Source organism: Bradyrhizobium sp. I71 (assembly GCF_022354745.1).
Taxonomy (GTDB): domain Bacteria; phylum Pseudomonadota; class Alphaproteobacteria; order Rhizobiales; family Xanthobacteraceae; genus Bradyrhizobium; species Bradyrhizobium liaoningense.
In genome coordinates this window covers 2,535,463-2,560,035 of record NZ_CP059398.1, presented here as the reverse complement: position 1 = coordinate 2,560,035, position 24,573 = coordinate 2,535,463, and the positions used below count along the sequence as shown (strand labels likewise).

The following is a 24,573-nucleotide window of genomic DNA, read 5'->3' as shown; positions in this document are numbered from 1 at the left end:
CCGATGGATCTCGCATTCACTAGGGAAGAGCAGGCGTTTCGCGAGGAAGTGCGGCAGTTCTTCCGCGACAACGTGCCGCCGGATACGCGGCGCAAGATGGTCGAGGGCCGTCATCTCTCGAAGGACGAGATGGTGACGTGGTGGCGCATCCTCAACAAGAAGGGCTGGGGCGTCAGCCACTGGCCGAAGGAATATGGCGGCACCGGGTGGACGCCCGTGCAGCATTATATCTTCAATGAGGAGCTGCAGGCGCATCCCGCGCCGCAGCCGCTCGCCTTCGGCGTCAGCATGGTCGGTCCGGTCATCTACACCTTCGGCAACGAGGAGCAGAAGAAGAAGTACCTGCCGCGCATCGCCAATGTCGACGATTGGTGGTGCCAGGGCTTCTCCGAGCCCGGCTCCGGCTCCGACCTCGCCTCGCTGAAGACCAAGGCCGAGCGCAAGGGCGACAAGTGGATCATCAACGGCCAGAAGACCTGGACCACGCTCGCCCAGCACGCCGACATGATCTTCTGCCTCTGCCGCACCGACAACAACGCCAAGAAGCAGATGGGCATCTCCTTCATCGTGTTCTCGATGAAGTCGAAGGGCGTCACCGTGCGCCCGATCCAGACCATCGACGGCGGTGCCGAGGTCAACGAGGTGTTCTTCGACGACGTCGAGGTGCCCATTGAAAATCTGATCGGCGAGGAGAACAAGGGCTGGGACTACGCCAAGTTCCTGCTCGGCAACGAACGCACCGGCATCGCGCGCGTCGGCGTCTCCAAGGAGCGACTGCGCCGTATCCGCGATCTCGCCGGCAAGGTCGAATCCGGCGGCAAGCCGATCATCCAGGACGCCGCGTTCCGCGAGAAGCTGGCGGCGTGCGAGATCGAGCTGAAGGCGCTCGAGCTGACCCAGCTCCGTGTCGTCGCCGACGAGGGCAAGCACGGCAAGGGCAAGCCCAATCCGGCCTCCTCGGTGCTGAAGATCAAGGGCTCCGAGATCCAGCAGACCACCACCGAGCTGCTCATGGAAGTGATCGGCCCGTTCGCCGCGCCCTACGACGTGCACGGCGATGACGGCTCGAACGAAGCCATGGACTGGACCGCCCAGATCGCGCCGAGCTACTTCAACAACCGCAAGGTCTCGATCTACGGCGGCTCCAACGAGATCCAGCGCAACATCATCGCCAAGGCGGTGCTGGGGCTGTGATTGATTGAATACAGAACGCTGTCGTCCCCCGCGAAGGCGGGGGACCCAGTACGCCGCGGCGATCGTGAGTCCCGCCAGCGCCTGCGTTTACTGGATCCCCGCCCCGGTGCGCAATTGCGCACAAGGCGGGGATGACATCTGAGGGTGAGGCGACGGCAGGGCAATTCCCGCCGATTTGGAGAGAGACATGGATTTTGATCTGAACGAGGAGCAGCGGCTTCTCAAGGAAAGCGTCGACGGCCTGCTGACCGATTCCTACGATTTCGAGCAGCGCAAGAAGTACATGGCGGAGAAGGGCGGCTGGAGCAAAACGGTCTGGCTCAAGCTCGCCGAGCAAGGCCTGCTCGGCTTGCCCTTCGCAGAGGCCGACGGCGGCTTCGGCGGCGGCGGCGTCGAGACCATGATCGTGATGGAAGCGCTCGGCAAGGCGCTGGTGCTCGAGCCGTATCTGGCGACCGTGGTGATCGGCGGCGGCTTCCTGCGCCATGCCGGCACCGATGCGCAGAAGGCTGCTCACGTGCCTTCGATCATCGACGGCAGCGAGACGCTCGCCTTCGCCCAGCTCGAGAAGAACTCGCGCTACGATCTCTTCGACGTCTCGACGACCGCGAAGAGGAAGGGCGATGCCTACGTCATCGACGGCGAGAAGTTCGTCGTGCTCAACGGCGAGAGCGCCGACACGTTGATCGTCACCGCGCGCACCAAGGGCGATCGCCGTGACAAAAGCGGCATCGGCGTGTTCCTGGTGCCCGCGAATGCCAAGGGCGTCGCCAGGAAGGGCTATCCGACCCAGGACGGCCTGCACGCCGCCGACATCACCTTCACCGGTGTCGAGGTCGGCCCGGACGCCGTGATCGGCAATCCCGAGGATTCCCTCGCGCTGATCGAGCGGGTGGTGGACGAGGCCCGCGTTGCGCTCTGCGCCGAGGCGGTCGGCCTGATGGACGAGTCGCTCAAGACCACGGTCGAGTACATCAAGACGCGCAAGCAGTTCGGCGTCGCGATCGGCTCGTTCCAGTCGCTCCAGCATCGCGCCTCCGACATGTTCGTCGCCGCCGAACAGGCGCGCTCGATGTCGATGTTCGCGACCATGGCCGGTGATTTCGAGGACGCCAAGGAGCGCGCGAACGCGATCGCCGCGGCCAAGGTGCAGATCGGCAAGTCGCTGAAATTCGTCGGCCAGCAGTCGATCCAACTCCACGGCGGCATCGGCATGACGATGGAGGCCAGGATCGGCCACTACTTCAAGCGCCTCACCATGATCGAGAACACGTTCGGTGATACCGACTACCACCAGCGCCGTGTCGCCGATGCGGGCGGGTTGATCTGACGCTTGCCGTCATTGCGAGCGAAGCGAAGCAATCCAGGGACTTTCCGCTGGGACATCTCTGGATTGCTTCGTCGCTTCGCTCCTCGCAATGACGGAGGTCGTTGAAGCATCGAGGCACCAAAAATGAAAAACACCCCGTTCGATCTCACCGGCAAGGTCGCCGTGGTCACCGGCTCCAGCCGCGGCATCGGCCGCTCCTCCGCCGAGCTCTTGGCGAAGCTGGGCGCCAGGGTGGTGGTATCCTCGCGCAAGGCCGAGGCCTGCAAGGAAGTCGCCGACGGCATCAACGCGTCCGGTGGCGAGGCAACCGTCATTCCCTGCAACATCGCGCGCAAGAACGAAGTCGAGGCGCTGATCGCGGGTGCCACGAAGCATTACGGCAAGATCGACGTCCTCGTCTGCAACGCCGCAGTGAACCCGTATTACGGCCCGCTGCTCGACATCCCGGATGAAGCCTTCGACAAGATCATGGGCTCGAACGTCAAGAGCAACATCTGGCTCTCCGCGCTCGCGATTCCGCAGATGGCGGAGCGCGGCAATGGCTCCGTCGTCATCATCTCCTCGATCGGGGGCTTGCGCGGCTCCACCGTGATCGGCGCCTACGGCATCTCGAAAGCCGCCGACTTCGCGCTGTGCCGTTCGCTCGCGGGCGAATGGGGCCCGAAAGGCGTCCGCGTCAACTGCATCGCGCCCGGCCTCGTCAAGACCGATTTCGCCCGTGCGCTGTGGGAAGACGAAGCCATGCTGAAGCGCCGCACCGCCACCACGCCGCTTCGCCGCATCGGCGAGCCCGACGAAATCGCCGGCGCGGTCGCCTACCTCGCCTCCGACGCATCGAGCTTCATGACAGGCCAGACCATCGTCATCGACGGCGGCGTCACGACGGCCGCGGTGTAGGCCTCTTCCCTCTCCCCTTGTGGGAGAGGGTGGATCGCCGCGTAGCGGCGAGACGGGTGAGGGGTCTCTCTCCGCCCGCACCCCCACTCGCAATACTCTTCGCGGATAGAACCCCTCATCCGGCGCTTCGCGCCACCTTCTCCCACAAGGGGAGAAGGGAGGTGCCGCGGGCACCGCATCCAATCTTGACCTTCCGCCTCCAATCCGCTCCCTTTGGCCCGACAATGATCCCCTTCCAGGGGAAAACGCCAGGGTAAGCCGCCATGTCTTTCGTCCTCGCCATCGACCAGGGCACCACCTCCTCGCGCGCGATCGTGTTTCGCGGCGATATTTCCATCGCGGCCAAGGCGCAGCAGGAATTCCCGCAGCACTTTCCGGCCTCGGGCTGGGTCGAGCACGAGCCGGAGGACATCTGGACCTCGACCGTGATGGTCTGCCGCGAGGCGATCGAGCAGGCCGGCATCACCGCCAAGGATATTGCCGCGATCGGCATCACCAACCAGCGCGAGACCACGGTGGTGTGGGACCGCGCCACCGGCCAGGCCGTGCACCGCGCCATCGTCTGGCAGGACCGCCGCACCGCCGACATCTGCGCGAAACTCAAGGCAGAGGGCCGCGAGCCGGTGATCTCCAGGAAGACCGGCCTGATCATCGATCCCTATTTCTCCGGCACCAAGGTCGCCTGGATCCTGGACCACGTTCCCGGTGCGCGGGCGCGCGCCGCGCGCGGCGAGCTGATGTTCGGCACCGTCGATTGCTACCTGCTCTGGCGCCTCACCGGCGGCAAGGTGCACGCCACCGACGCCACCAATGCCTCGCGCACGCTGCTGTTCAACATCCACACCGGCCAGTGGGACGACGAGTTGCTGGAGATCATCGGCGTGCCGCGCTCGATGCTGCCCGAGGTGAAGGATTCCTCCGCCCGCTTCGGCGAGAGCACGCCGGATCTGTTCGGCGGCGCGATCGCAATCTCGGGAATTGCCGGCGACCAGCAGGCCGCCACCATCGGTCAGGCCTGCTTCCGCCCGGGCATGATGAAGTCCACCTACGGCACCGGCTGCTTCGCGCTGCTCAACACCGGCACCACGCCGGTCGTCTCCAAGAACAAGCTGCTCACCACCGTCGCCTACCAGCTCGACGGCAAACGCACATATGCGCTCGAAGGCTCCATCTTCGTCGCAGGCTCGGCGGTGCAATGGCTGCGCGACGGCCTCGGCATCATCAAGCATGCCGCCGAGACCGGTCCGCTCGCCGATCAGTCGGACTCCATGCAGAGCGTCTATCTCGTCCCAGCCTTCGTCGGCATGGGCGCGCCCTACTGGAATCCCAGGGTGCGCGGCGCGCTGTTCGGCCTCACCCGCAACACCGGCCCGGCCGAGCTTGCCCACGCCGCGCTGGAAAGCGTCTGCTACCAGACCTACGACCTCTGGGCCGCGATGCGCGCGGACTGGCCGAGCTCGGAAACCGCAAGCGTCGTGCTCCGCGTCGACGGCGGCATGACCGCATCCGACTGGACCATGCAGCGCCTCGCCGATCTCCTGGACGCGCCGGTCGATCGCCCCGTGATCCAGGAAACCACGGCGCTGGGCGCCGCCTATCTCGCCGGCCTCCAGGCGAGCGTCTATCCCGAGCCGACCAGGTTCGCCGACAATTGGCGATTGGAGCACCGCTTCAAGCCGAACATGAGCCAGGCGACAAGAGAGCGGAAGCTCGCCGGCTGGGCGCGGGCGGTGAAGGGCGTGCTCGCGAGCGACGAGGGGGAGTGACAAGCAAACGGCCACCGTCGCGTGAGGTGAGCACGAACGTTGGGCTCCCTCTCCCGCTTGCGGGGGAGGGCTGGGGTGGGGGTGTCTCCGCGGCGGGATTGAATATTACGGAGGGCTCCCCGCGCGGAGAGAGTTTTCGCTCGCCGCGTCGGGGATAGTGCCCCGCATCGCCCTGCGTGTCGGCCTCTCCCGCAAGCGGGGGTACAGCTATCGCATACGAAGAAATGCGATAGCCCTGCGCGAACGGGTGAGCCGAACAAGGTAGTTCTGGTAGCAAGGACCAACATCTCATGATCCTCCCCGACGGCTACTCCGACGTCCCCGCCGGCAAGATCGCCGCGGTCGTCACGCATCTGGAGATGACTGCACCTCCCGCGCGCCGCGCCGATCCGCCCGGCAGCTGGACCCTGCGCAAGGTCGAAGCCCCCGCGCTTCCTTGGTACCGCGATCTCTTCCGTCGCGTCGGCGAGGATTGGCTGTGGTTCTCGCGACCACGCATGACCGACACCGAGCTTGCCGCGATCCTCCACGCGCTTGATGTCGAGGTCTACGCGCTGGTCGCGGACGGAAGCGACGAAGGCCTGCTGGAGCTGGATTTCCGCGAGCCCGGCCAGTGCGAGCTGACCTATTTCGGCGTCACCGCACCCTTGATCGGCACCGGAGCCGCCCGCTTCCTGATGAACCGCGCGCTGGAGATGGCGTGGTCACGCGACGTCGGCCGCGTCTGGGTCCACACCTGCACGCTCGACCATCCATCGGCCGTTGCGTTCTATCAGCGCTCCGGCTTCCGCCCCTTCCGCCGCCAGATCGAGATCGCCGACGATCCGCGCCTCGACGGCACGGCGCCGCGCGATGCGGCAAGGCATGTGCCGATCATCGAGTAAGTGCACGGCTGCGTCCCCACCGTTATTGCGAGGAGCACTTGCGACGAAGCAATCCAGCAGGCTGTAGCTCGGATGAGAGCAGCGATATCCGGGGGAAGCGCTCACGAGAGCCCCGGCCGGTTGTCCATTGATCCCGCTTTGTTGCGTCGTGCGCAATGCTCTTGTTCCAAGATAGTTGTTGCGGCACCTTCGCATTGACGATGAACTGAGCGGCCCTGCCGTGTTCAAAGACTGACAAGAGCGAGAACCATGTTCCTGATCGGCCAATATGATTCCCCCTTCGTCCGCCGCGTCGCGATTGCGCTCCGGCTCTACGGGCTCGCCTTCGAGCACAGGCCGTGGTCGACCTTCGGCGATGCCGACAAGATCGCGCCGTACAATCCGCTGCGCCGCGTGCCGACGCTGGTGCTCGACGATGGCGAGGCGTTGATCGAGAGCACCATCATCCTGGATTGTCTCGACGAACTCGTCGGCGAGGCAAAGGCGATGCTGCCGCGCGGCGGCGCTGAGCGGCGCAGGCATCTGCGCATCTGCGCGCTCGCCTCCGGCCTCGGCGACAAGGCGGTGAGCCTGCTCTACGAGCGCGTGCTGCGGAAGGAGCAGCTCGCGCTCTGGGTCGAGCGCTGCCAGGCGCAGATCGGCGACGTGCTGAAGGTGCTCGAGGCCGAGCGCGCCAAGGTGACGACGCCGTACTGGCTAGGCGACCGCATCGGCCATGCCGACGTCGCGGTGGCCTGCGTCGTTCGCTTCACCCGCGAAGCGCATCCCCAGTTGTTCGACGCGTCACGCTATCCGGCACTGAGCGCCCATGCCGAGCGCTGCGAGGCACTGGCCCCGTTCAAGGAGATCGTGCAGCCGCTGGCGCCGCCGAAGGGGTAGGGCTTCCTTCTCTCCCCTGGAGGGCAGGGTTATCGCATATGAGTTCTTGGCAGGGCCTGAGCGTGCGCCTCGTCCTTCGAGACGGCGCTTACGCGCCTCCTCAGGATGAGGCTAAGTGGCGTCAGTGCCCGTTGAAACTGCTGCCGCACACTCCGTCCTCATCCCGAGGAGCCGCGCCCTTCGCGCGGCGTCTCGAAGGATGGTCGCAGGGAGAAGCTCTCGAATGCGATAGACCGGTCCCTCATCTCGCTTCGCTCATGCGGGCTACAGGCGAAGGCAATCAATACGGGCTGGAGCGTGCAACTGCCACAGCAGCCGACGATGGAATATTACCGCTGTTTTGCCCGACGCCGCAAGTCGCTTTCGGCTAGACCGAAATTGCTCAGGCTTTTCAACCCCATCGCTACTGTGCATAGGGTTGTTTTCGCAGTTTTTGTTTGGAAGCGCGCTAGCCCGCCCCGGCGCGCTTCTTCTGCCAGACCAGATGCACCGCGCAGGTGCAGCCCGGCGGGTGCGAGGCGATGTCCTTGGGGGCCTCGTCATTCGCGGGCGTCGCCGCAAAAGTCTTGTCGCTCGCGCTCTGCTGCGACGGGATGTAGTTCAGCACCGGCGCGAGCCAGCGTTCGGTCTCCGCCACCGTCATGCCCTTGCGTGCCGCGTAGTCCTCGACCTGGTCGCGCTCGATCTTGCCGACGCCGAAATAATAGCTCTCGGGGTTCGCGAAATAGAGCCCTGATACGGAGGAGCCCGGCCACATCGCAAAGCTCTCGGTCAGCTTCACGCCGGCCGTGTTCTCGGCATCGAGCAATTCGAACAGCGTCGCCTTCTCGGTGTGATCGGGCTGGGCGGGATAGCCGGGCGCCGGGCGAATGCCCTGATACTTCTCCAGGATCAGCTCCTCGCTGGAGAGCGCCTCGTCCGGTGCGTAAGCCCAGAACTCGCGGCGCACACGTGCATGCATGGCTTCCGCGAACGCCTCGGCGAGGCGGTCGGCCAGCGCCTTGCACAGGATCGAGGAGTAGTCGTCGTTGGCCATCTTGAAGCGGTCGGCAACCGCGTCCTCGCCGATGCCGGCGGTGACCACGAAGCCGCCGATGTAGTCGGGCACGCCGGCGGGCGCGATGAAGTCGGCGAGCGCCGCGTTGAAGCGGCCCTCGCGCTTCTCGAGCTGCTGGCGCAGCGTGTGCAGCGTCGCGATTGGCTTGGTCCGGCTCTCGTCGGCATAGAGCACGATGTCGTCGCCTTGCGCATTCGCCGGCCAGAAGCCGATCGTCGCGCGGGCCCGGAACCACTTCTCCTTCACGATGGTGTCGAGCATCTTGCGCGCGTCATCATAGAGCGAGCGCGCGACCTCGCCGACCTTGGCGTCGTCGAGGATGGCGGGGAAGCGCCCGGCGAGTTCCCAGGTCTGGAAGAACGGCGTCCAGTCGATGTAAGGCACGAGCTCGGCGAGATCGTATTCGTCGAAGCTGCGGATGCCGAGGAAGGTCGGCTTCACCGGCTTGCTCCTGGCAAAGTCGACCGGCACGCGGTTGGCGCGGGCGTCAGTCAGCTTCAGGCGCTTCTTGTCCGCCTGCGCCCGCAGATGCGCTTCCGAGATCCTGGCGTATTCGGCCCGCACCTCGGCGGCGTATGCCACACGCTTCTCGGGCGAGAGCAGTGAGGACGCGACGCCGACCGCGCGGCTGGCGTCGTTGACGTGCACGACGGGACCGGCGCGATAGCTCGGGTCGATCTTGACGGCGGTGTGCACGCGGCTCGTCGTGGCGCCGCCGATCAGGAGCGGCAGCTTCAGGCCTTCGCGCTGCAATTCGCTGGCGAAGAACGCCATCTCGTCGAGCGAGGGTGTGATCAGGCCTGATAGCCCGACGATGTCGGCCTTCTCCGCCTTCACCGTCTCGACGATCTTGGCGGCCGGCACCATCACGCCGAGATCGATGACCTCGAAATTGTTGCACTGGAGCACGATGCCGACAATGTTCTTGCCGATGTCGTGGACGTCGCCCTTCACCGTCGCGAGCACGATCTTGCCGGCGGACGAGGAGCCTTCCGTGCCGATGCCGTTTGCGAGGTTGCGCGCCTTCTCTTCCTCCATGAACGGCATGAGGTAGGCAACCGCCTGCTTCATGACGCGCGCGGACTTCACCACCTGCGGCAGGAACATCTTGCCGTCGCCGAAGAGGTCGCCGACCACGTTCATGCCCGCCATCAGCGGTCCCTCGATCACGTCGAGCGGACGCGAGGACTTCTTGCGGGCTTCTTCAGTGTCCTGCTCGATGAATTCGGTGATGCCGTGCACCAGCGAATGCGACAGCCGCTTTTCCACCGGCCATTCGCGCCAGGCGAGATCGGCTTCCTTGCTCTCCGTCTTCTTGCCGCGGAATTTCTCCGCGAGCGCCAAGAGGCGTTCGGACGCGCCGGGATCGCGGTTGAGGACGACGTCCTCGCAGGTCTGGCGCAGCTCCGGATCGATGTCGTCATAGACGATCATCTGTCCGGCATTGACGATGCCCATGTCCATGCCGGCCTTGATGGCGTGATACAGGAACACCGAGTGCATGGCCTCGCGCACCGGCTCGTTGCCGCGGAAAGAGAACGACAGGTTGGAGACGCCGCCCGAGATATGTGCGCCCGGCAGGTTCTGCCGGATCCAGCGCGTCGCCTCGATGAAGTCGACGCCGTAATTGTTGTGCTCCTCGATGCCGGTCGCGATCGCGAAGATGTTCGGATCGAAGATGATGTCCTCGGGCGGTAAGCCGACGCGGCTCACCAGGATGTCGTAGGCGCGCTTGCAGATCTCGGTCTTGCGCGCGAACGTGTCGGCCTGGCCGGCCTCGTCGAACGCCATCACCACCACCGCCGCGCCGTGGCGGCGCGCGATCTTGGCCTCAAGGATGAACTTCTCCTCGCCTTCCTTCATCGAGATCGAGTTGACGACCGGCTTGCCCTGCACGCATTTCAGGCCGGCCTCGATCACCGAGAATTTCGAGGAGTCGACCATGACGGGGACGCGCGCGATGTCGGGCTCGGCGGCGACGAGGTTGAGGAAGGTCACCATCGCAGCTTCGGAGTCGAGCAGGCCCTCGTCCATGTTGACGTCGATGATCTGTGCGCCGTTCTCGACCTGGTCGCGCGCGACCTGCAGCGCGGCGGTGTAGTCGCCGGCGGTGATCAGCTTGCGGAAGCGGGCGGAACCCGTGACGTTGGTACGCTCGCCGACATTCACGAACGGGATGGCATCCGTCAGCACGAACGGCTCGAGGCCGGAGAGCCTTAAGCGCGGCTCGATCACCGGCACGGTGCGCGGCTTGTGCGGGGCGACCGCGGCGGCGATCGCCGCGATATGGTCCGGCGTGGTGCCGCAGCAGCCGCCGACGATGTTGACGAGGCCGTCGCGGGCAAACTCGCCGATCAGGCGGGCCATGTACTCGGGCGTCTCGTCATACTGGCCGAACTCGTTGGGCAGGCCGGCATTGGGGTAGGCGCACACCAGCGTGTCGGCGACGCGGCCGATGTCGGCGATATGCGCGCGCAGGTCCTCGGCGCCGAGCGCGCAGTTGAAGCCGATGGTGATGGGCTTTGCGTGCCGCACCGAATTCCAGAACGCCTCCGGCATCTGGCCCGAGAGCAGGCGGCCGGACTTGTCGGTGATGGTGCCCGACACCATCACGGGCACGTCGATGCCGAGTTCTTCGGTGATCTCGGCGATCGCATAGAGCGCCGCCTTGGCGTTGAGGGTGTCGAAGATGGTCTCGACCAGCAGCAGATCGACGCCGCCGTCGATCAGCCCGCGGATCTGCTCGCCGTAGGATTTGCGCAGGTCGTCGAAGGTGACGGCGCGGTAGCCGGGATTGGAAACGTCGGGCGAGATCGAGGCGGTACGGTTTGTCGGGCCGATGGCGCCGGCGACGAAGCGCGGCTTGCCGTCTTCCGCCGCGACGCGCCGTGCGGCATTGCCGGCGAGGCGGGCGCCTTCGCGCGCCATCTCGTAGACGATGTCGGTGAGGTCGTAATCGGCCTGCGCGATCGAGGTCGTGGAGAAAGTGTTGGTCGCGACGATGTCGGCGCCGGCGCGCAAGTAGGCGGCGTGGATGTCCTCGATCGCCTGCGGCTGGGTCAGGATCAAGAGGTCGTTGTTACCGCGCAGGTCGCGATGAAAGTTCCTGAAGCGCTCGCCGCGGAAGGCTTTCTCGTCGAGCTGCAGATTCTGGATCATCGTGCCCATGGCGCCGTCGAGCACGAGAATGCGTTCGCGCGCGGCGTTGAGCAGGGCGGTTCGCTTGGCGGAAACGGGGACGGTCATTTTCTCTCACGCAGCCTTCTGGACGCTCTTGGCCCGGATGCCGAGCAAATGGCTGATCGCGAACACGAGATCGGCGCGGTTCATGGTGTAGAAATGGAAGGTGTCGACGCCGTGCTTGGCGAGCTTCTGCACCTGGCCGGCCGCGACGGTCGCGGCCACCAGCTTGCGTGTCTCGGCATCGTCATCGAGGCCGTCGAATTTCGCGGCGAACCAGTCCGGCACGGTGGTGCCGGCGCGGGTGACGAAATTGCGCGCCTGCTTGAAATTGTGCATGGGCATGATGCCCGGCACGATCGGGATGTCGATGCCGCGGGCGCGGACGCGGTCGCGATAGCGGAAGTAGAGGTCGTTGTCGAAGAACACCTGGGTGATCGCGCGCGTCGCACCCGCATCGACCTTGGCCTTGAGCGTGTCGATGTCGGCGTCGAAGTCGCGCGCCTCGGGGTGCTTCTCGGGATAGGCCGACACACTCACTTCGATGTCGGCGTGCCGCTTCTTGATTCCCGCGACGAGGTCGGCCGAGCTCTGGTAGCCGTCGGGATGGCTCGAATAGGGCGTGCCGATGCCGCCGACGGGATCGCCGCGCAAGGCCACGATGTGGCGGACGCCGACATCGTGATAGCGGTCGACGATCTCGTCGATCTCGCCGCGCGAGGCGCCGACGCAGGTCAGATGCGCGGCGGGCAGCAGCGCGGTCTCCTTGAGGATGCGGGCGATGGTGGAATGGGTGCGCTCGCGGGTCGAGCCGCCGGCGCCATAGGTCACCGAGACGAATTTCGGCTCGAGCGGGGCGAGCCGCTTGATGGTGTCCCAGAGATTGCGCTCCATCTCCTCGGTCTTGGGCGGAAAGAACTCGAACGAGATCGCAGGCCGCTTCAGGTGCCCGTCGGCCGTCGCAGGCGTCGTCACGTCAGTCATGGCACCACTCACTCCAATTCCCACCGGCCGTGGGGTCTAGCTTGGGAGGGCCTAAGATAAGGCAAAGGCAGTTTGGCCGACAGCCCATCGAAGATGGGAAATAGCCCACCAGCGCATGGATACTGTGAAATTTGACGCTGAATGGCTTTTCAGTGGGAAGGCGGATGAATTGGGGTAATATATTGTATTATAACAAACTTATTGGATTCAAGCGCCTTTAAGACATTAATCGAGTTGGTGGGCATGATCAAATCATCATGTTATGAAGGTAGTTTGTCCCAACCAGCATCGTCCCCGACGACCCGCCCCTCCGTACTCTCTGACCTGCGCGGCCCGCCGTTGCCGCCGCGCGGTCCTTCGTTAGGGTAATGCGCCATGATCCCGCTCTCAGTCCTCGACCTCTCTGTCGTTACGACAGGCACCAAGCCCGCCGCGGCGCTGCGCAACAGCATCGATCTGGCGCGCCATGTCGACGGGCTCGGCTATCTCCGCTACTGGCTCGCCGAGCATCACAACCTCGCTTCCGTCGCGAGTCCCGCGCCCGACGTCATGATCGGGCAGATCGCAGCGGTGACGAAGCACCTCCGCGTCGGCTCCGGCGGCGTGATGCTGCCCAACCACGCGCCGCTGATGGTGGCCGAGCGCTTCAAGATGCTGGAGGCGCTGTTTCCCGGCCGGATCGATCTCGGTCTCGGCCGCGCACCGGGCACCGATGGTGCGACGGCCTACGCGCTGCGCAGCCGGCTCGACCGGCGCGAGGGCGACGATTTCCTGGAGCGCCTGCACGAGCTGATTCTGTGGGAGACCCGCGAATTCCCTGCGGGACACCCCTACAACAACGTCGTCGCGATGCCCGACGACACCAGGTTGCCGCCGATCTGGCTGCTCGGCTCCAGCGATTATTCCTCGGAACTGGCCGCACAAGTCGGCATGGGCTTCGCCTTCGCCCATCATTTCGCCACCCACGACGCGATCGATGCGATGGTGCATTACCGCAATCGTTTTCAGCCCTCAGCCTGGCGTGCGAGTCCGCATGCCATTCTCGCGGTCGCCGTCATTGCGGCTGATACCGACGAGGAGGCGGAGAGGCTGGCCTCGTCCTTCGATCTCAACCGGCTGCGCCGTGACCGCGGTCAATATCTGCCATTGCCGAGCGTCGAGGAGGCGATCGCCTATCCGTATACGGACGCCGAGCGCACCTCGATCCTGCGCAACCGCTCGCGCCTGTTCGTCGGCAGCCCCGCGACGGTGCAGAAGAAGCTTCAGCCGCTGATCCACGCCAGCAAGCCGGACGAGCTGATGGTGATCACCGCCGTGTACGACCACGAGGCGCGCAAGAAGTCGTATTCGCTGCTGGCGGAGGCGTTCGGGCTGGCGAAGCAGGCGGCTTAGCTACTGCTGTCATTCCGGGACGATGCGAAGCATCGAACCCGGAATCTCGAGGTTCCGGGTTCACGCTTCGCGTGTCCCGGAACGACAGGATCATTCCTGCGTCTCGCTGAACGTCGCGCGGAACGGATGTCCCGGATACACGCCGACGATGCGGAATTCGCGCGAGAAGAATTTCAGCTCCTCGATCGCGAAGGCGAGGCCCTTGTCATCAGGGTGGCCATCGACGTCGGCATAGAACTGCGTGGCGAAGAAGTTGCCGTCGACCATATAGCTCTCGAGCTTGGTCATGTTGACGCCGTTGGTCGCAAAGCCGCCGAGCGCCTTGTAGAGCGCGGCCGGCAAATTGCGCACCCGGAACACAAAAGTGGTGACCAGCGGGCCCGCGCCTTGGGGTGCCCATTTCGGCTCGCGTGCCAGCACCACGAAGCGCGTGGTGTTGTGCGCCTCGTCCTCGATGTCCTCGGCGAGAATGTTGAGGCCGTAGATCTTTGCGGCGAGACGCGAGGCGATCGCGGCCACGGTCTTGTCCTTGCGCTCGGAGATGTCGCGGGCGCTGCCGGCGGTGTCGGCGTGCACGATCGGCTTGATGCCCAGCTTGCGGATAATGCGCCGGCACTGGCCGAGCGCATGGACATGGCTCTCGACGCTCTTGATGTCTTCGAGCCTGGTCCCCTTCACTGCCATCAGCTGGTGCCGGACCGGCAAGAACCATTCGCCGATGATGAAGAGGCCCGACGCCGGCAGCAAATGATGGATGTCGGCGACGCGGCCGGCGACCGAGTTCTCGATCGGGATCATGCCGAGATCGGCTTCGCCCGACGAGATCGCCGACAGCGCATCCTCGAAGGTGGCGCAGGGCATCGGTTCGGCCTCGGGATAGGCCTCGACGATGGCGATATGGGAATTGGCTCCAGGCTCGCCCTGGAATGCGATCTTCAGCTTGCTCATGTCTTGAAGTGCTCCTGCCCGGCCTTGTAGCAGCGGCTCAGGATTTGGAAAGGATGCTGCGGGCGGTTTCGAGATCGGGCGGCGTGTCGACGCCGCGGGGCACGCTGTCGACGATCATGATATCGATGCGCATACCGGCCTCGATCGCCCGCAACTGCTCCAGGCTCTCCTGGCGTTCCAGGGGCGAAGGCGGCAGCGACACGAACCGCTCCAGCGCCGCGCGGCGATAGGCATAAAGCCCGATGTGGTGGTATCGCGGTCCGTTGCCGTAGGGGGCGGTGGCGCGGGTGAAATAAAGTGCCCGCAACCGCTTCGGCCCGATCGGCGAACCGACGGCCTTGACCACGCTCGGCGCGAGGTCCTCCTCCTCGGTGTGGATCTGCGAGGCCAATGTGACGATGTCGACCGCGGGGTCGTCGAAGGGCGGTAGCACCTCGCGGATCGTTGCCGGCGTGATGGTGGGAAAATCGCCCTGGAGATTGATCACGATCTCAGCCTTGCCCTCGGGATCGAGCTTCTGCATGGCCTCGTGGATGCGGTCGGAGCCCGACGGGTGGTCGGAGCGGGTCATCACGGCCTCGCCGCCATGGGCGGTGACGACCGAGGCGATCTCCGGCGTGTCGGTGGCCACCGCGACCCGGCCGATTGCAGCAGCCTCGGCCCGGCGCAGCACATGCACGATCATCGGCAATCCCGCGATGTCGGCGAGCGGCTTGCCGGGCAGGCGGGTGGCGGCCATGCGGGCCGGGATCAGCACCAGGATGCGAGGATCGATCATCGGGTCAAGAGCCTGGAAACGGGGCGTTTTCCGCGCCGAGAAATGGAGTGGGGACGGGCTGAAAGCCGGCTCGCTTATACGGGTTGCCAGACCCCGGGCAAACCGATATCTCAATGGCAAAACTCGGGGAAACAATAAGGAACGTTTGATTCTCCCGAGGCTCGTCCTGGCGGCCGCTTGGGCCGCTGTTTCCTTCTTGCGGTGGGGCCTGGCCGGAAATGGACTCTTTCGAACTCAACAAGATTCTCGGTGCCGTGCTCGGCACCTGTCTCTTTCTGCTGGTGACGAGCTTCACCGCGAGCGCGCTGTTCTCCCCCAAGATGCCGGAAAAGCCGGGCTTCGAAATCGCGGTGAAGGAAGATGCCGGCCATGGCAAGGAGGGCGCCGCTGCGGCGGCACCGTCCGAGCCGATCGAGAAGCTGCTCCAGACCGCCTCCGTCGAGAAGGGCGCGGCGGCCGCCAAGAAGTGCGGCGCCTGCCACACGTTCGAGAAGGGCGGCCCGAATCGGGTCGGTCCGAACCTCTATGGCGTCGTCGGCGAGCCAAAGGGCCAGGGCCGTGCTGGCTTCAACTTCTCGGCCGCCATGAAGGCCAAGGGCGGCAACTGGACGTTCGACGACCTCAACAAGTTCATCGCCAATCCGAAGGGCTTCATTCCTGGCACCGCGATGGGCTTCGCCGGCATCCAGAAGGATTTCGAGCGCGCCGACGTTATCGCCTATCTGAACACGCTGTCGGAGCATCCGCAGCCGCTGCCGACGGCCTCCAAATAAGGCCGCCGGAACGCATCTTGGAACGAGCGGCCAGGCTGAATTGCCTGGCCGTTTGCTTATCCAGGCCTCGCGGCCAGTTTATCGGGGCGTTTGGCCGCATTCGATCGGCCGTCCGGCCCCCAAGATGAGGAAAAAGCAACACATATTCGGTCGAAACCTCGTCTATATTAGGAACTTAAAGGAGTAGCCTCCTTCAAGACAGGGATGTTGATTTGGCCATCACCCGACGCGATCTTCTGCTCACCGGCACTGCGGTCGCAGCGCTTCCCATCCTCGGTTCCGTGGCGGGCGTTCCCGCCATCGGCGCGGCCGAGGCGCAGTCTTCCAATGAGCTGCCTTGGCGCCACGCGCTGTCCCTGTTCGGAAAGGTCAAGTACCCCGCCGACTTCAAGCGCTTCGACTACGTCAATCCGGACGCGCCCAAAGGCGGCGTCGCGCGCCAGATCGCCGTCGGCACATTCGACAATTTCAACATCGTGGTATCAGGTGTGAAGGGGCAGGTCGCCGGTGCCGTCGCCTTCATCTACGAATCCCTCACCACGCCCTCGCTTGACGAGGTCTCGACCGAATACGGCGCGCTGGCCGAAGCGGTCAGCCACCCGGACGATTTCTCCTTCGTCACTTATCGGTTGCGGCCGCAGGCGAAATGGCATGACGGCAAGCCCGTCACGCCGGAGGACGTGATCTTCTCGCTCGATTCCTTCAAGAAGCACCATCCGATGTATTCGGCGTACTACAGCCATGTGGTGAAGGCCGAGAAGGTCGGCGAGCGCGAGGTGAAGTTCGTATTCGACGCGCCGGGCAATCGCGAATTGCCGCAGATCGTGGGACAGCTTACGGTCTTGCCGAAGCATTGGTGGGAGGGGACGGACGCGCAGGGCCGCAAGCGCGATGTCTCCGCCACCACGCTCGAAGTGCCGCTCGGTTCGGGCCCCTACAGGGTCAAGGAGTTCGTCGCAGGACGGTCGATCGCGCTGGAGCGCGTCAAGGATTATTGGGGCCGCGACCTCCCCGCCAATGTTGGCCGCAACAATTTCGACGAGCTGCGCTACGAATATTTCCGAGACGCCACGGTCGCGATCGAGGCCTTCAAGGCCGATCAGGTCGATTGGCGCACCGAGAACAGCGCCAAGAGCTGGGCGACGGCCTACGACTTCCCCGCCGTGAGCGAAAAGCGCGTGATCCTAGAGGAATTCGTCAATCGCAGCTCGGGCGTGATGCAGGCGTTCGTGCCGAACCTGCGACGCGCCAAATTCAGCGACCCCCGCGTGCGTCGTGCGCTCAACTACGCCTTCGACTTCGAGGAGATGAACAAGCAGATCTTCTTTGGTCAGTACAAGCGTATCAGCAGCTATTTCGACGGCATCGAGGAGCTCATGGCGACCGGCTTGCCGCAGGGCAAGGAGCGCGAGATCCTCGAAACCGTCCGCGCCCAGGTCCCGCCCGAGGTCTTCACGACGCCCTATAGCAATCCGGTTGGCGGTAGCCCGGAGGCCGTCCGGGAGAATCTTCGCGAGGCGCTGCGTCTGTTCAAGGAGGCTGGTTATGAGGTGCGCGACCGCAAGCTGATCGACGTCAAGACCGGCACCCAGTTTTCGCTGGAGTTGCTGAACCAGGATCCGAGCTTCGAGCGGATCACGCTGTTCTACAAGCCGTCGCTGGAGCGGCTCGGCATTGCCGTCAGCGTGCGGACGGTCGATCCGACCCAGTACGAGAACAGGACCCGCGAGTGGGATTTCGACGTCGTCACCAATTCATGGGGCGAGTCTCAGTCGCCGGGCAATGAGCAGCGCGAGTTCTGGTCGTCCAAGACGGCCGACATCGCCGGATCGCGCAACATCGCCGGCATCAAGAATCCCGCGATCGACAAGCTGATCGAACGGGTCATCTACGCCACCGATCGCGACGACCTGGTGGCAGCAACAAAGGCGCTGGATCGGGTGCTGCTGTGGAATCACTATGTCGTGCCGCAGTGGACCTACAACAAGGTGCGCACCGCGCGCTGGGATCGCTTCGGCCGGCCGGCGGAATTGCCCAGATATGGTCAGTCCGGTTTCCCGTTCATCTGGTGGTACGACGCAGACAAGGCGGCGCGGATCGCAAAGAAGTCGTGAAGGACATTCCCCGCATGACGCAGATGTCACGCCGCCATGTGCTGGCCTTGGGTGTTGGCGGCGCCCTCGGGGCGTCCATCGGTGCGCCGTTGCGCAGTGCGTGTGCCTCGGAAGCCGGGACCGACGCGCACGGCATCTCTGCGTTCGGCGATCTCAAATATCCCGCCGATTTCCACCATTTCGACTACGTCAATCCGTCTGCGCCGAAGGGCGGCACGTTCTCGCTCATCCCATCGACGAGGTCGTATAACCAGTCCTACCAGACCTTCAACTCGCTCAACGCCTACATCCTCAAGGGCGATGGCGCGCAAGGCATGGACATGACGTTTTCGCCGCTGATGGTGCGCGGCAGCGACGAGCCTGACGCGATGTACGGGCTTGCCGCAAAATCCGTGCAGATATCGCCGGACAGGCTGGTCTATCGCTTCACGATGCGGCCGGAGGCGAAATTCCACGACGGCACCGGGCTCACCGCCCACGACGCGGCGTTTTCGTTGACGACGCTGAAGGCCAAGGGCCACCCGCTGATCATCGTGCAGATGCGTGACTTCGTGAACGCGGAAGCCACCGACGATGCGACGCTCGTCGTCACCTTCGCCAAGGGACGCGCCCGCGACGTGCCGCTCTATGTCGCCGGACTGCCGATCTTCTCGAAGGCCTATTATGCGTCCCGGCCGTTCGATGAATCGACGCTGGATATTCCGCTCGGCTCCGGTCCGTACAAGGTCGGCAGGTTCGAGGTCAATCGCTACATCGAATTCGAGCGGGTCAAGGACTGGTGGGCCGCCGATCTGCCGGTTTGCCGCGGCAGCTACAATTTCGATGTCGTGCGCTATGAATTCTATCGCGACCGCGACGTCGCCTTCGAAGGTTTCACGGGCAAGAGCTATCTCTATCGCGAGGAGTTCACCTCGCGCATCTGGGCGACGCGCTATGACTTTCCGGCGGTGAAGGATGGCCGCGTCAAGATGGAGGTCGTGCCCGATGACACGCCCTCCGGAGCGCAAGGCTGGTTCATCAACACGCGACGCGAGAAATTCAAGGACCCTCGCGTGCGCGAGGCCCTGATCAACGCTTTCGATTTCGAATGGACCAACAAGACCATCATGTACGGCGCCTATGCCCGTACGGTGTCGCCATTCCAGAACTCGGACCTCATGGCAGGCAATGCGCCGCCTTCGCCGGAAGAGCTGAAGCTGCTCGAGCCGTTTCGTGGCCAGGTTCCGGACGACGTTTTCACCGCACCGTTCACGCCTCCGGTCACGGACGGCTCCGGGCAGGACCGCAGCCTCTTGCGCAAGGCGCAGCAACTGCTGAGCGAGGCGGGTGTGCCCATCAAGGACGGCAAGCGGATGCTGCCGAATGGCGAGGTCTTCAAGATCGAGTTCCTGCTGGATGAGCCTTCCTTCCAGCCGCATCATGCGCCCTACATCAAGAATCTCGCGACGCTCGGTATCGAAGCGAACGTGCGCCTCGTCGATGCGGTGCAATACAGGGCGCGTCAGGATGACTTTGATTTCGACATGACGATCCAGCGCTTCAGCATGTCGGCGACGCCGGGCGACGCCATGCGCTCGTTTTTCTCCTCTCAGGTCGCGAATACCAAGGGCTCGTACAATCTCGCGGGCATCGCCAGCCCGGCCATCGACGCCATGATCGAAAAGATCATGGCGGCTGACAGCCGCGAAGAGCTGACCGTCGCCTGCCGCGCTTTCGATCGCCTGTTCCGCGCCGGCCGCTACTGGGTACCGCAATGGTACAACAAGACGCACCGGCTGGCCTATTGGGACCAGTTCGGCCATCCGCAGAAGCTGCCGCGCTATGCCAACGGCGTCGGCGCGCCGGACATCTGGTGGCATGAACCCGCCAAGGCCGCCAAGCTCGAGCAGGCGAAATAGCCATGAGCGCCTATATCGCCCGCCGCATCCTCCTGATGATCCCGACGCTACTCGGGATTCTCTTCGTGTCCTTCATCGTGGTGCAGTTCGCGCCCGGCGGCCCGGTCGAGCGCGTCATCGCGCAGCTTTCGGGCGCCGATACCGGCGGCACATCGCGCATTTCGGGCGGTAGCGATTTTGCGCAACGCGCGCCGGGACAAGTCGGTGCCGGCGGCGATGCCATCAACTCGAAATACCGCGGCGCGCAGGGGCTCGACCCCGATTTCATCAAGAAGCTGGAGGTGCAGTTCGGATTCGACAAGCCGGCACCGGAACGCTTCGCGCTGATGGTTTGGAATTTCGCCCGTTTCGATTTCGGCAAGAGCTATTTTCGCGACGTCAGCGTGATCCAGTTGATCAAGGAGAAGCTGCCGGTCTCGATCTCGCTGGGGATATGGCTGACACTGATCACCTATCTGATCTCGATCCCGCTCGGCATCCGCAAGGCGATCAAGGACGGCACCCGCTTCGACACCTGGACGTCGACGGTGCTCGTGCTCGGCTATGCCATTCCCGGCTTCCTGTTCGCGATCCTCCTCATCATCCTGTTTGCCGGCGGCTCGTTCTTCAACTGGTTTCCGCTGCGCGGACTGACCTCGGACGGCTGGTCGCAGTTTCCCTGGTATTGGAAGATCATCGACTATTTCTGGCATCTGACGCTGCCGCTGATCGCCATGGGCCTCGGCGCGTTCACCACCATGACGTTCCTGACCAAGAACTCGTTCCTTGACGAGATCCGCAAGCAATACGTCATGACCGCGCGCGCCAAGGGGTGCAGCGAGAACCGGGTGCTGTACGGCCATGTCTTCCGCAATGCGATGTTGATCGTGATCGCCGGCTTCCCCGGGACCTTCATCCACGCCTTCTTTTCGGGCTCGCTTCTGATCGAGACCATCTTCTCGCTGGACGGGCTGGGGCTGCTCAGCTTCGAGAGCGTGCTTAACCGCGACTATCCCGTCGTGTTCGGCACGCTCTACATCTTTTCGCTGGTCGGTCTCGTGATCAACCTGATCTCCGACCTGACCTATATGTGGATCGACCCCCGGATCGATTTCGAGGCGCGGGAGGTCTGATGACGATTACCGCGCCGACGCCGGTCGAGACCACGGCGACGTCTCCGCTGGGAGAGGTCGTGCCCATCACGCGAAAGCCGTTCGCACCTTCGCCGCTCAACAGGCGGCGGTGGCAGAACTTCAAGGCCAATCGCCGCGGCTACTGGTCGTTCTGGCTCTTCATCGCCCTGTTCGTGGTCTCGCTGTTCGCCGAGCTGATCGCCAACGATCGGCCCTTCCTGATCAAGTTCGACGGCCGGCTCTATTGGCCCGCCTTCGTGACCTATTCGGAAACGACCTTCGGCGGCGATTTCGAGACGGCGGCCGACTATCGTGATCCGTACTTGCAGAAGCTCATCAAGGACAAGAACGGCACAATCGTCTGGCCCCTGATCCGCTATTCCTACGATACCCACAATCTCGATTTGCCGACGCCGGCGCCGTCGCCGCCGACCTGGATGTTGACGGAGAAGCAGTGTCAGCCCGTGGTGGAGAAGAAGGGGCTGAAGAGCTGCCGCGACCTCGAATATAATTGGCTCGGCACCGACGATCAGGGTCGCGACGTGGTGGCGCGATTGATCTATGGCTTCCGCATCTCGGTGCTGTTCGGACTTTGTCTCACGATCGTCTCGTCCGTCATCGGCATCGCGGCGGGGGCGGTGCAGGGCTATTTCGGCGGCCGGGTTGACCTCATCTTCCAGCGCTTCATCGAGATCTGGACGGCGATTCCCTCGCTCTATCTTCTCCTGATCCTGTCTTCGGTCCTCGTGCCCGGCTTCTTCGTGCTGCTCGGCATCCTGCTGCTGTTCTCCTGGGTCTCGCTGGTCGGTCTGGTGCGGGCCGAGTTCCTGCGCGGGCGCAACTTCGAATATATCCAGGCGGCGCGGGCGCTCGGCGTCTCCAACCCGGTCATCATGTTCCGCCACCTGCTGCCGAACGCGATGGTCGCGACCATGACGTTCCTGCCCTTCATCGTGTCGAGTTCGGTGATGACGCTGACGGCGCTCGATTTCCTGGGCTTTGGCCTGCCGCCGGGATCGCCTTCGCTGGGCGAATTGCTGTCGCAGGCCAAATCGAACGTGCAGGCACCCTGGCTCGGTTTCTCCGGCTTCTTCTCGGTCGCGATCATGCTGTCGCTCCTGATCTTCATCGGCGAAGCCGTGCGCGACGCCTTCGATCCGCGCAAGACGTTCAGGTGAGGGCGTGATGGACGCGATCAACCAGCCCCTGCTCAGCGTGCGCGATCTCTCGGTGGCTTTCCACCAGGGCGGTGGCACCACGCTCGCGGTCGACAAGGTGTCGTTCCAGATCAAGCGCGGCGAATGCGTCGCGCTGGTCGGCGAATCCGGTTCCGGCAAGTCGGTCAGCGCGCTCTCGATCCTGAAGCTGTTGCCCTATCCGAACGCGTCGCATCCCTCGGGCAGCATCCGCTTCAAGGGACAGGAGCTGATCGACCGGTCCGAGCAGAAGATGCGCGAGATTCGCGGCAGCGACATCTCCATCATCTTCCAGGAGCCGATGACCTCGCTCAATCCGCTGCACACGATCGAGGCGCAGATCGGCGAGATCATCCAGCTGCACAATCCCACCAGCAATGCCGAGGCGCGCAGGCGGACGCTGGAATTGCTGACGCAGGTCGGCATTCCCGAGCCCGAGACGCGGCTGAAGAGCTATCCGCACCAGCTTTCCGGCGGCCAGCGCCAGCGCGTGATGATCGCGATGGCGCTCGCCAACGAGCCGGACCTTCTGATCGCAGACGAGCCGACGACGGCGCTCGACGTCACCGTGCAGGCGCAGATCCTGGCGCTGCTCGCCGAGATCCGTTCGCGGCTCGGCATGAGCCTGCTGTTCATCACCCACGATCTCGGCATCGTCCGCCGCATCGCCGACACCGTCTGCGTCATGAAGGGGGGCGTGGTCGTCGAGCAGGGACCGGTCGAGCAGGTCTTCAAGACCCCGAAGCATCCCTATACGCGCGACCTGCTCGCGGCGGAGCCGAAGCCCGATCCGGCGCCGCCGCAGCCGGATGCGCCCGTCGTGATGTCGGCCGACGATCTCAAAGTCTGGTTTCCGATCAAGCGCGGCCTGATGCGCAAGACGGTCGGCCACATCAAGGCGGTCGACGGCGTCAGCGTCGCCGTGCGCAAGGGCGAGACGCTCGGGGTCGTCGGCGAATCCGGCTCGGGCAAGACCACGCTGGGTCTCGCATTGCTGCGGCTGATCTCCTCGGACGGGCGCATCGTGTTCCTGGGCAAGGACATCCAGGGCCTGCGCTTCAAGGAGATGCGGCCGTTCCGGCGCGACATGCAGATCGTGTTCCAGGATCCGTTCGGCTCGCTCAGCCCGCGCATGTCGGTGGCCGACATCATCGCCGAAGGTCTCTCCGTGCATCAGCCGAAGCTGTCGCGCGAGGAACGCGAGGTGCGCGTCGTCAAGGCGCTGGAGGATGTCGGGCTCAATCCGGATACGCGTTTCCGCTATCCGCATGAATTCTCCGGCGGCCAGCGCCAGCGCATCAGCATCGCGCGCGCGGTGGTGCTGGAGCCGGATTTCGTCGTGCTGGACGAGCCGACCAGCGCGCTCGACATGCTGTTCCAGGCGCAGATGGTCGACCTCTTGCGCGAGCTCCAGCGCAAGCGCGATCTCACCTACATGTTCATCTCGCACGATCTGCGCGTCGTCGCCTCGCTCGCCAGCCATCTTATCGTGATGCGCGGCGGCAAGGTGGTCGAGGAAGGCCAGGCCGCCGAGCTGTTCAAGAATCCGAAGACGGATTACACCCGCGCGCTGTTCGCGGCCGCGTTCCGGCTGGAGACGGCCGGGAATGGCTCGGTGGCGACGTAGCTGTCGTCATTGCTGGGACTGCGACCAGTCCGTCGAGGGGCGGAGGCGAAATGCTCGGAGGTGTTGAGGCGCCGCCTCGGCATCGCCTCAAATCCTGCCGCGGACGCAGGTCCCTAATTCGCGACGTTACCTGCAGAGATGACGGCGACGGTCTCGACCGATGTAGGTGCCCGTTGCGGGATCGTAGGATCGGTAGCGTTCTGCGCAAGAACGTGAGGCGGCAGCGCCGTCAATGCGAGCCAGGGCGTTGTTCGCTCCCTGTGCAGGAGCCGCGCCATCCGGCAACTCGAGGCCTATCCGACCCGCCGGCGTCAGTGTGCCATTCAGGTTGCGGTTGGGGTACTCGGCCTCGTACGTATCCGGATGGCTGCTTGCAAAGCCAGACTGCGCGTAGGCGGTGCTTAAGGTCAGGCTCGACAGCAAGGTCGCGGCAGCGAGAATCTTCAGTCCAGTCATAGTCGATCTCCATCACCAGCCGGCGCGGCGTGCAGCCGGCGCGGTGAGATGTGGATCGACATGGTGCGGTCAACAAGCTCGTTGTGAGCCATACTTGCTGCCCGGCCC

General features: G+C 64.3%; 18 protein-coding genes. 13 read left to right on the top strand and 5 right to left on the bottom strand.

The features are described 5' to 3' along the window. Positions 1 to 3 precede the first annotated feature (3 nt). The 6 genes from pimC (at position 4) to FJV43_RS12585 (ending at position 6,950) form a co-directional block, all read left to right on the top strand. Positions 4 to 1,194: a pimeloyl-CoA dehydrogenase large subunit gene (pimC, locus tag FJV43_RS12610; RefSeq protein ID WP_239627378.1), complete on the top strand. Its 1,191-nt coding sequence runs from the start codon at positions 4 to 6 to the stop codon at positions 1,192 to 1,194. Between the two features lie 187 nt (positions 1,195 to 1,381). After that, positions 1,382 to 2,524, top strand: a complete 1,143-nt coding sequence (pimD, locus tag FJV43_RS12605) for a pimeloyl-CoA dehydrogenase small subunit (RefSeq protein ID WP_239627376.1) — start codon at positions 1,382 to 1,384, stop codon at positions 2,522 to 2,524. Positions 2,525 to 2,647: 123 nt separating this feature from the next. Next, positions 2,648 to 3,421 carry a glucose 1-dehydrogenase gene (locus tag FJV43_RS12600; RefSeq protein ID WP_239627375.1) on the top strand — a complete coding sequence of 258 codons (774 nt, stop codon included), beginning with the start codon at positions 2,648 to 2,650 and terminating at the stop codon, positions 3,419 to 3,421. Between the two features lie 263 nt (positions 3,422 to 3,684). Next, entirely contained in the window at positions 3,685 to 5,187 is a 1,503-nt protein-coding gene (gene glpK, locus FJV43_RS12595; protein ID WP_239627373.1) for a glycerol kinase GlpK, read from the top strand. A gap of 290 nt (positions 5,188 to 5,477) precedes the next feature. Continuing rightward, positions 5,478 to 6,071 carry a GNAT family N-acetyltransferase gene (locus FJV43_RS12590; RefSeq protein WP_239627371.1) on the top strand — a complete coding sequence of 198 codons (594 nt, stop codon included), beginning with the start codon at positions 5,478 to 5,480 and terminating at the stop codon, positions 6,069 to 6,071. A gap of 249 nt (positions 6,072 to 6,320) precedes the next feature. Then, a complete protein-coding gene (locus FJV43_RS12585; RefSeq protein WP_239627370.1) occupies positions 6,321 to 6,950 on the top strand; it encodes a glutathione S-transferase family protein in 630 nt (209 codons plus the stop codon). A gap of 448 nt (positions 6,951 to 7,398) precedes the next feature. Here the strand turns inward: FJV43_RS12585 and metH are convergent, their stop codons facing one another. Continuing rightward, on the bottom strand, positions 7,399 to 11,253 hold the full coding sequence (metH, locus tag FJV43_RS12580) for a methionine synthase (protein ID WP_239627368.1): 3,855 nt from the start codon (positions 11,251 to 11,253) through the stop codon (positions 7,399 to 7,401). Positions 11,254 to 11,259: 6 nt separating this feature from the next. After that, the gene (metF, locus tag FJV43_RS12575; RefSeq protein WP_239627366.1) at positions 11,260 to 12,171 is read right to left on the bottom strand and encodes a methylenetetrahydrofolate reductase [NAD(P)H]; all 912 of its coding nucleotides are present in this window, start codon (positions 12,169 to 12,171) and stop codon (positions 11,260 to 11,262) included. A gap of 375 nt (positions 12,172 to 12,546) precedes the next feature. Here metF and FJV43_RS12570 point away from each other — a divergent pair, with 375 nt between their 5' ends. Beyond that, positions 12,547 to 13,563 (top strand): LLM class flavin-dependent oxidoreductase, encoded by a 1,017-nt coding sequence (locus tag FJV43_RS12570; protein ID WP_239627364.1) that lies wholly within the window; start codon positions 12,547 to 12,549, stop codon positions 13,561 to 13,563. A 90-nt stretch (positions 13,564 to 13,653) separates the two neighbouring features. Here FJV43_RS12570 and FJV43_RS12565 read toward each other — a convergent pair whose 3' ends face one another. Both FJV43_RS12565 and FJV43_RS12560 read right to left on the bottom strand, forming a co-directional pair. After that, complete coding sequence (locus tag FJV43_RS12565; RefSeq protein ID WP_239627362.1) at positions 13,654 to 14,511, bottom strand: prephenate dehydratase; 858 nt, start codon at positions 14,509 to 14,511, stop codon at positions 13,654 to 13,656. 37 nt (positions 14,512 to 14,548) lie between these two features. After that, positions 14,549 to 15,289 (bottom strand): 3-deoxy-manno-octulosonate cytidylyltransferase, encoded by a 741-nt coding sequence (locus tag FJV43_RS12560; RefSeq protein ID WP_239627361.1) that lies wholly within the window; start codon positions 15,287 to 15,289, stop codon positions 14,549 to 14,551. Positions 15,290 to 15,507: 218 nt separating this feature from the next. Between FJV43_RS12560 and FJV43_RS12555 the strand changes: the two genes are divergently transcribed. The 6 genes from FJV43_RS12555 (at position 15,508) to FJV43_RS12530 (ending at position 24,009) form a co-directional block, all read left to right on the top strand. Further along, positions 15,508 to 16,062, top strand: a complete 555-nt coding sequence (locus FJV43_RS12555) for a cytochrome c family protein (RefSeq protein ID WP_239627359.1) — start codon at positions 15,508 to 15,510, stop codon at positions 16,060 to 16,062. Positions 16,063 to 16,274: 212 nt separating this feature from the next. After that, positions 16,275 to 18,176 carry an extracellular solute-binding protein gene (locus FJV43_RS12550; protein ID WP_239627357.1) on the top strand — a complete coding sequence of 634 codons (1,902 nt, stop codon included), beginning with the start codon at positions 16,275 to 16,277 and terminating at the stop codon, positions 18,174 to 18,176. Between the two features lie 14 nt (positions 18,177 to 18,190). Beyond that, positions 18,191 to 20,074 (top strand): extracellular solute-binding protein, encoded by a 1,884-nt coding sequence (locus FJV43_RS12545; RefSeq protein ID WP_239627356.1) that lies wholly within the window; start codon positions 18,191 to 18,193, stop codon positions 20,072 to 20,074. Positions 20,075 to 20,076: 2 nt separating this feature from the next. Then, positions 20,077 to 21,186 (top strand): microcin C ABC transporter permease YejB, encoded by a 1,110-nt coding sequence (locus FJV43_RS12540; protein ID WP_239627354.1) that lies wholly within the window; start codon positions 20,077 to 20,079, stop codon positions 21,184 to 21,186. After that, positions 21,186 to 22,364 (top strand): ABC transporter permease, encoded by a 1,179-nt coding sequence (locus FJV43_RS12535; protein ID WP_239627348.1) that lies wholly within the window; start codon positions 21,186 to 21,188, stop codon positions 22,362 to 22,364. Before FJV43_RS12540 ends, FJV43_RS12535 begins: the two co-directional genes overlap by 1 nt. A 7-nt stretch (positions 22,365 to 22,371) precedes the next feature. Continuing rightward, a complete protein-coding gene (locus FJV43_RS12530) occupies positions 22,372 to 24,009 on the top strand; it encodes an ABC transporter ATP-binding protein (RefSeq protein WP_239627347.1) in 1,638 nt (545 codons plus the stop codon). 126 nt (positions 24,010 to 24,135) lie between these two features. Here the strand turns inward: FJV43_RS12530 and FJV43_RS12525 are convergent, their stop codons facing one another. Further along, complete coding sequence (locus tag FJV43_RS12525; protein ID WP_239627345.1) at positions 24,136 to 24,465, bottom strand: BA14K family protein; 330 nt, start codon at positions 24,463 to 24,465, stop codon at positions 24,136 to 24,138. Between the last annotated feature and the right edge of the window lie 108 nt (positions 24,466 to 24,573).

What these genes read in the sequence shown, in the direction of transcription:
- pimC (WP_239627378.1), top strand. Translation starts at nt 4, where the DNA reads ATGGATCTCGCATTCACTAGGGAAGAGCAGGCGTTTCGCGAGGAAGTG.
- pimD (WP_239627376.1), top strand. Translation starts at nt 1,382, where the DNA reads ATGGATTTTGATCTGAACGAGGAGCAGCGGCTTCTCAAGGAAAGCGTC.
- FJV43_RS12600 (WP_239627375.1), top strand. Translation starts at nt 2,648, where the DNA reads ATGAAAAACACCCCGTTCGATCTCACCGGCAAGGTCGCCGTGGTCACC.
- glpK (WP_239627373.1), top strand. Translation starts at nt 3,685, where the DNA reads ATGTCTTTCGTCCTCGCCATCGACCAGGGCACCACCTCCTCGCGCGCG.
- FJV43_RS12590 (WP_239627371.1), top strand. Translation starts at nt 5,478, where the DNA reads ATGATCCTCCCCGACGGCTACTCCGACGTCCCCGCCGGCAAGATCGCC.
- FJV43_RS12585 (WP_239627370.1), top strand. Translation starts at nt 6,321, where the DNA reads ATGTTCCTGATCGGCCAATATGATTCCCCCTTCGTCCGCCGCGTCGCG.
- metH (WP_239627368.1), bottom strand. Translation starts at nt 11,253, where the DNA reads ATGACCGTCCCCGTTTCCGCCAAGCGAACCGCCCTGCTCAACGCCGCG.
- metF (WP_239627366.1), bottom strand. Translation starts at nt 12,171, where the DNA reads ATGACTGACGTGACGACGCCTGCGACGGCCGACGGGCACCTGAAGCGG.
- FJV43_RS12570 (WP_239627364.1), top strand. Translation starts at nt 12,547, where the DNA reads ATGATCCCGCTCTCAGTCCTCGACCTCTCTGTCGTTACGACAGGCACC.
- FJV43_RS12565 (WP_239627362.1), bottom strand. Translation starts at nt 14,511, where the DNA reads ATGAGCAAGCTGAAGATCGCATTCCAGGGCGAGCCTGGAGCCAATTCC.
- FJV43_RS12560 (WP_239627361.1), bottom strand. Translation starts at nt 15,289, where the DNA reads ATGATCGATCCTCGCATCCTGGTGCTGATCCCGGCCCGCATGGCCGCC.
- FJV43_RS12555 (WP_239627359.1), top strand. Translation starts at nt 15,508, where the DNA reads ATGGACTCTTTCGAACTCAACAAGATTCTCGGTGCCGTGCTCGGCACC.
- FJV43_RS12545 (WP_239627356.1), top strand. Translation starts at nt 18,191, where the DNA reads ATGACGCAGATGTCACGCCGCCATGTGCTGGCCTTGGGTGTTGGCGGC.
- FJV43_RS12540 (WP_239627354.1), top strand. Translation starts at nt 20,077, where the DNA reads ATGAGCGCCTATATCGCCCGCCGCATCCTCCTGATGATCCCGACGCTA.
- FJV43_RS12535 (WP_239627348.1), top strand. Translation starts at nt 21,186, where the DNA reads ATGACGATTACCGCGCCGACGCCGGTCGAGACCACGGCGACGTCTCCG.
- FJV43_RS12530 (WP_239627347.1), top strand. Translation starts at nt 22,372, where the DNA reads ATGGACGCGATCAACCAGCCCCTGCTCAGCGTGCGCGATCTCTCGGTG.
- FJV43_RS12525 (WP_239627345.1), bottom strand. Translation starts at nt 24,465, where the DNA reads ATGACTGGACTGAAGATTCTCGCTGCCGCGACCTTGCTGTCGAGCCTG.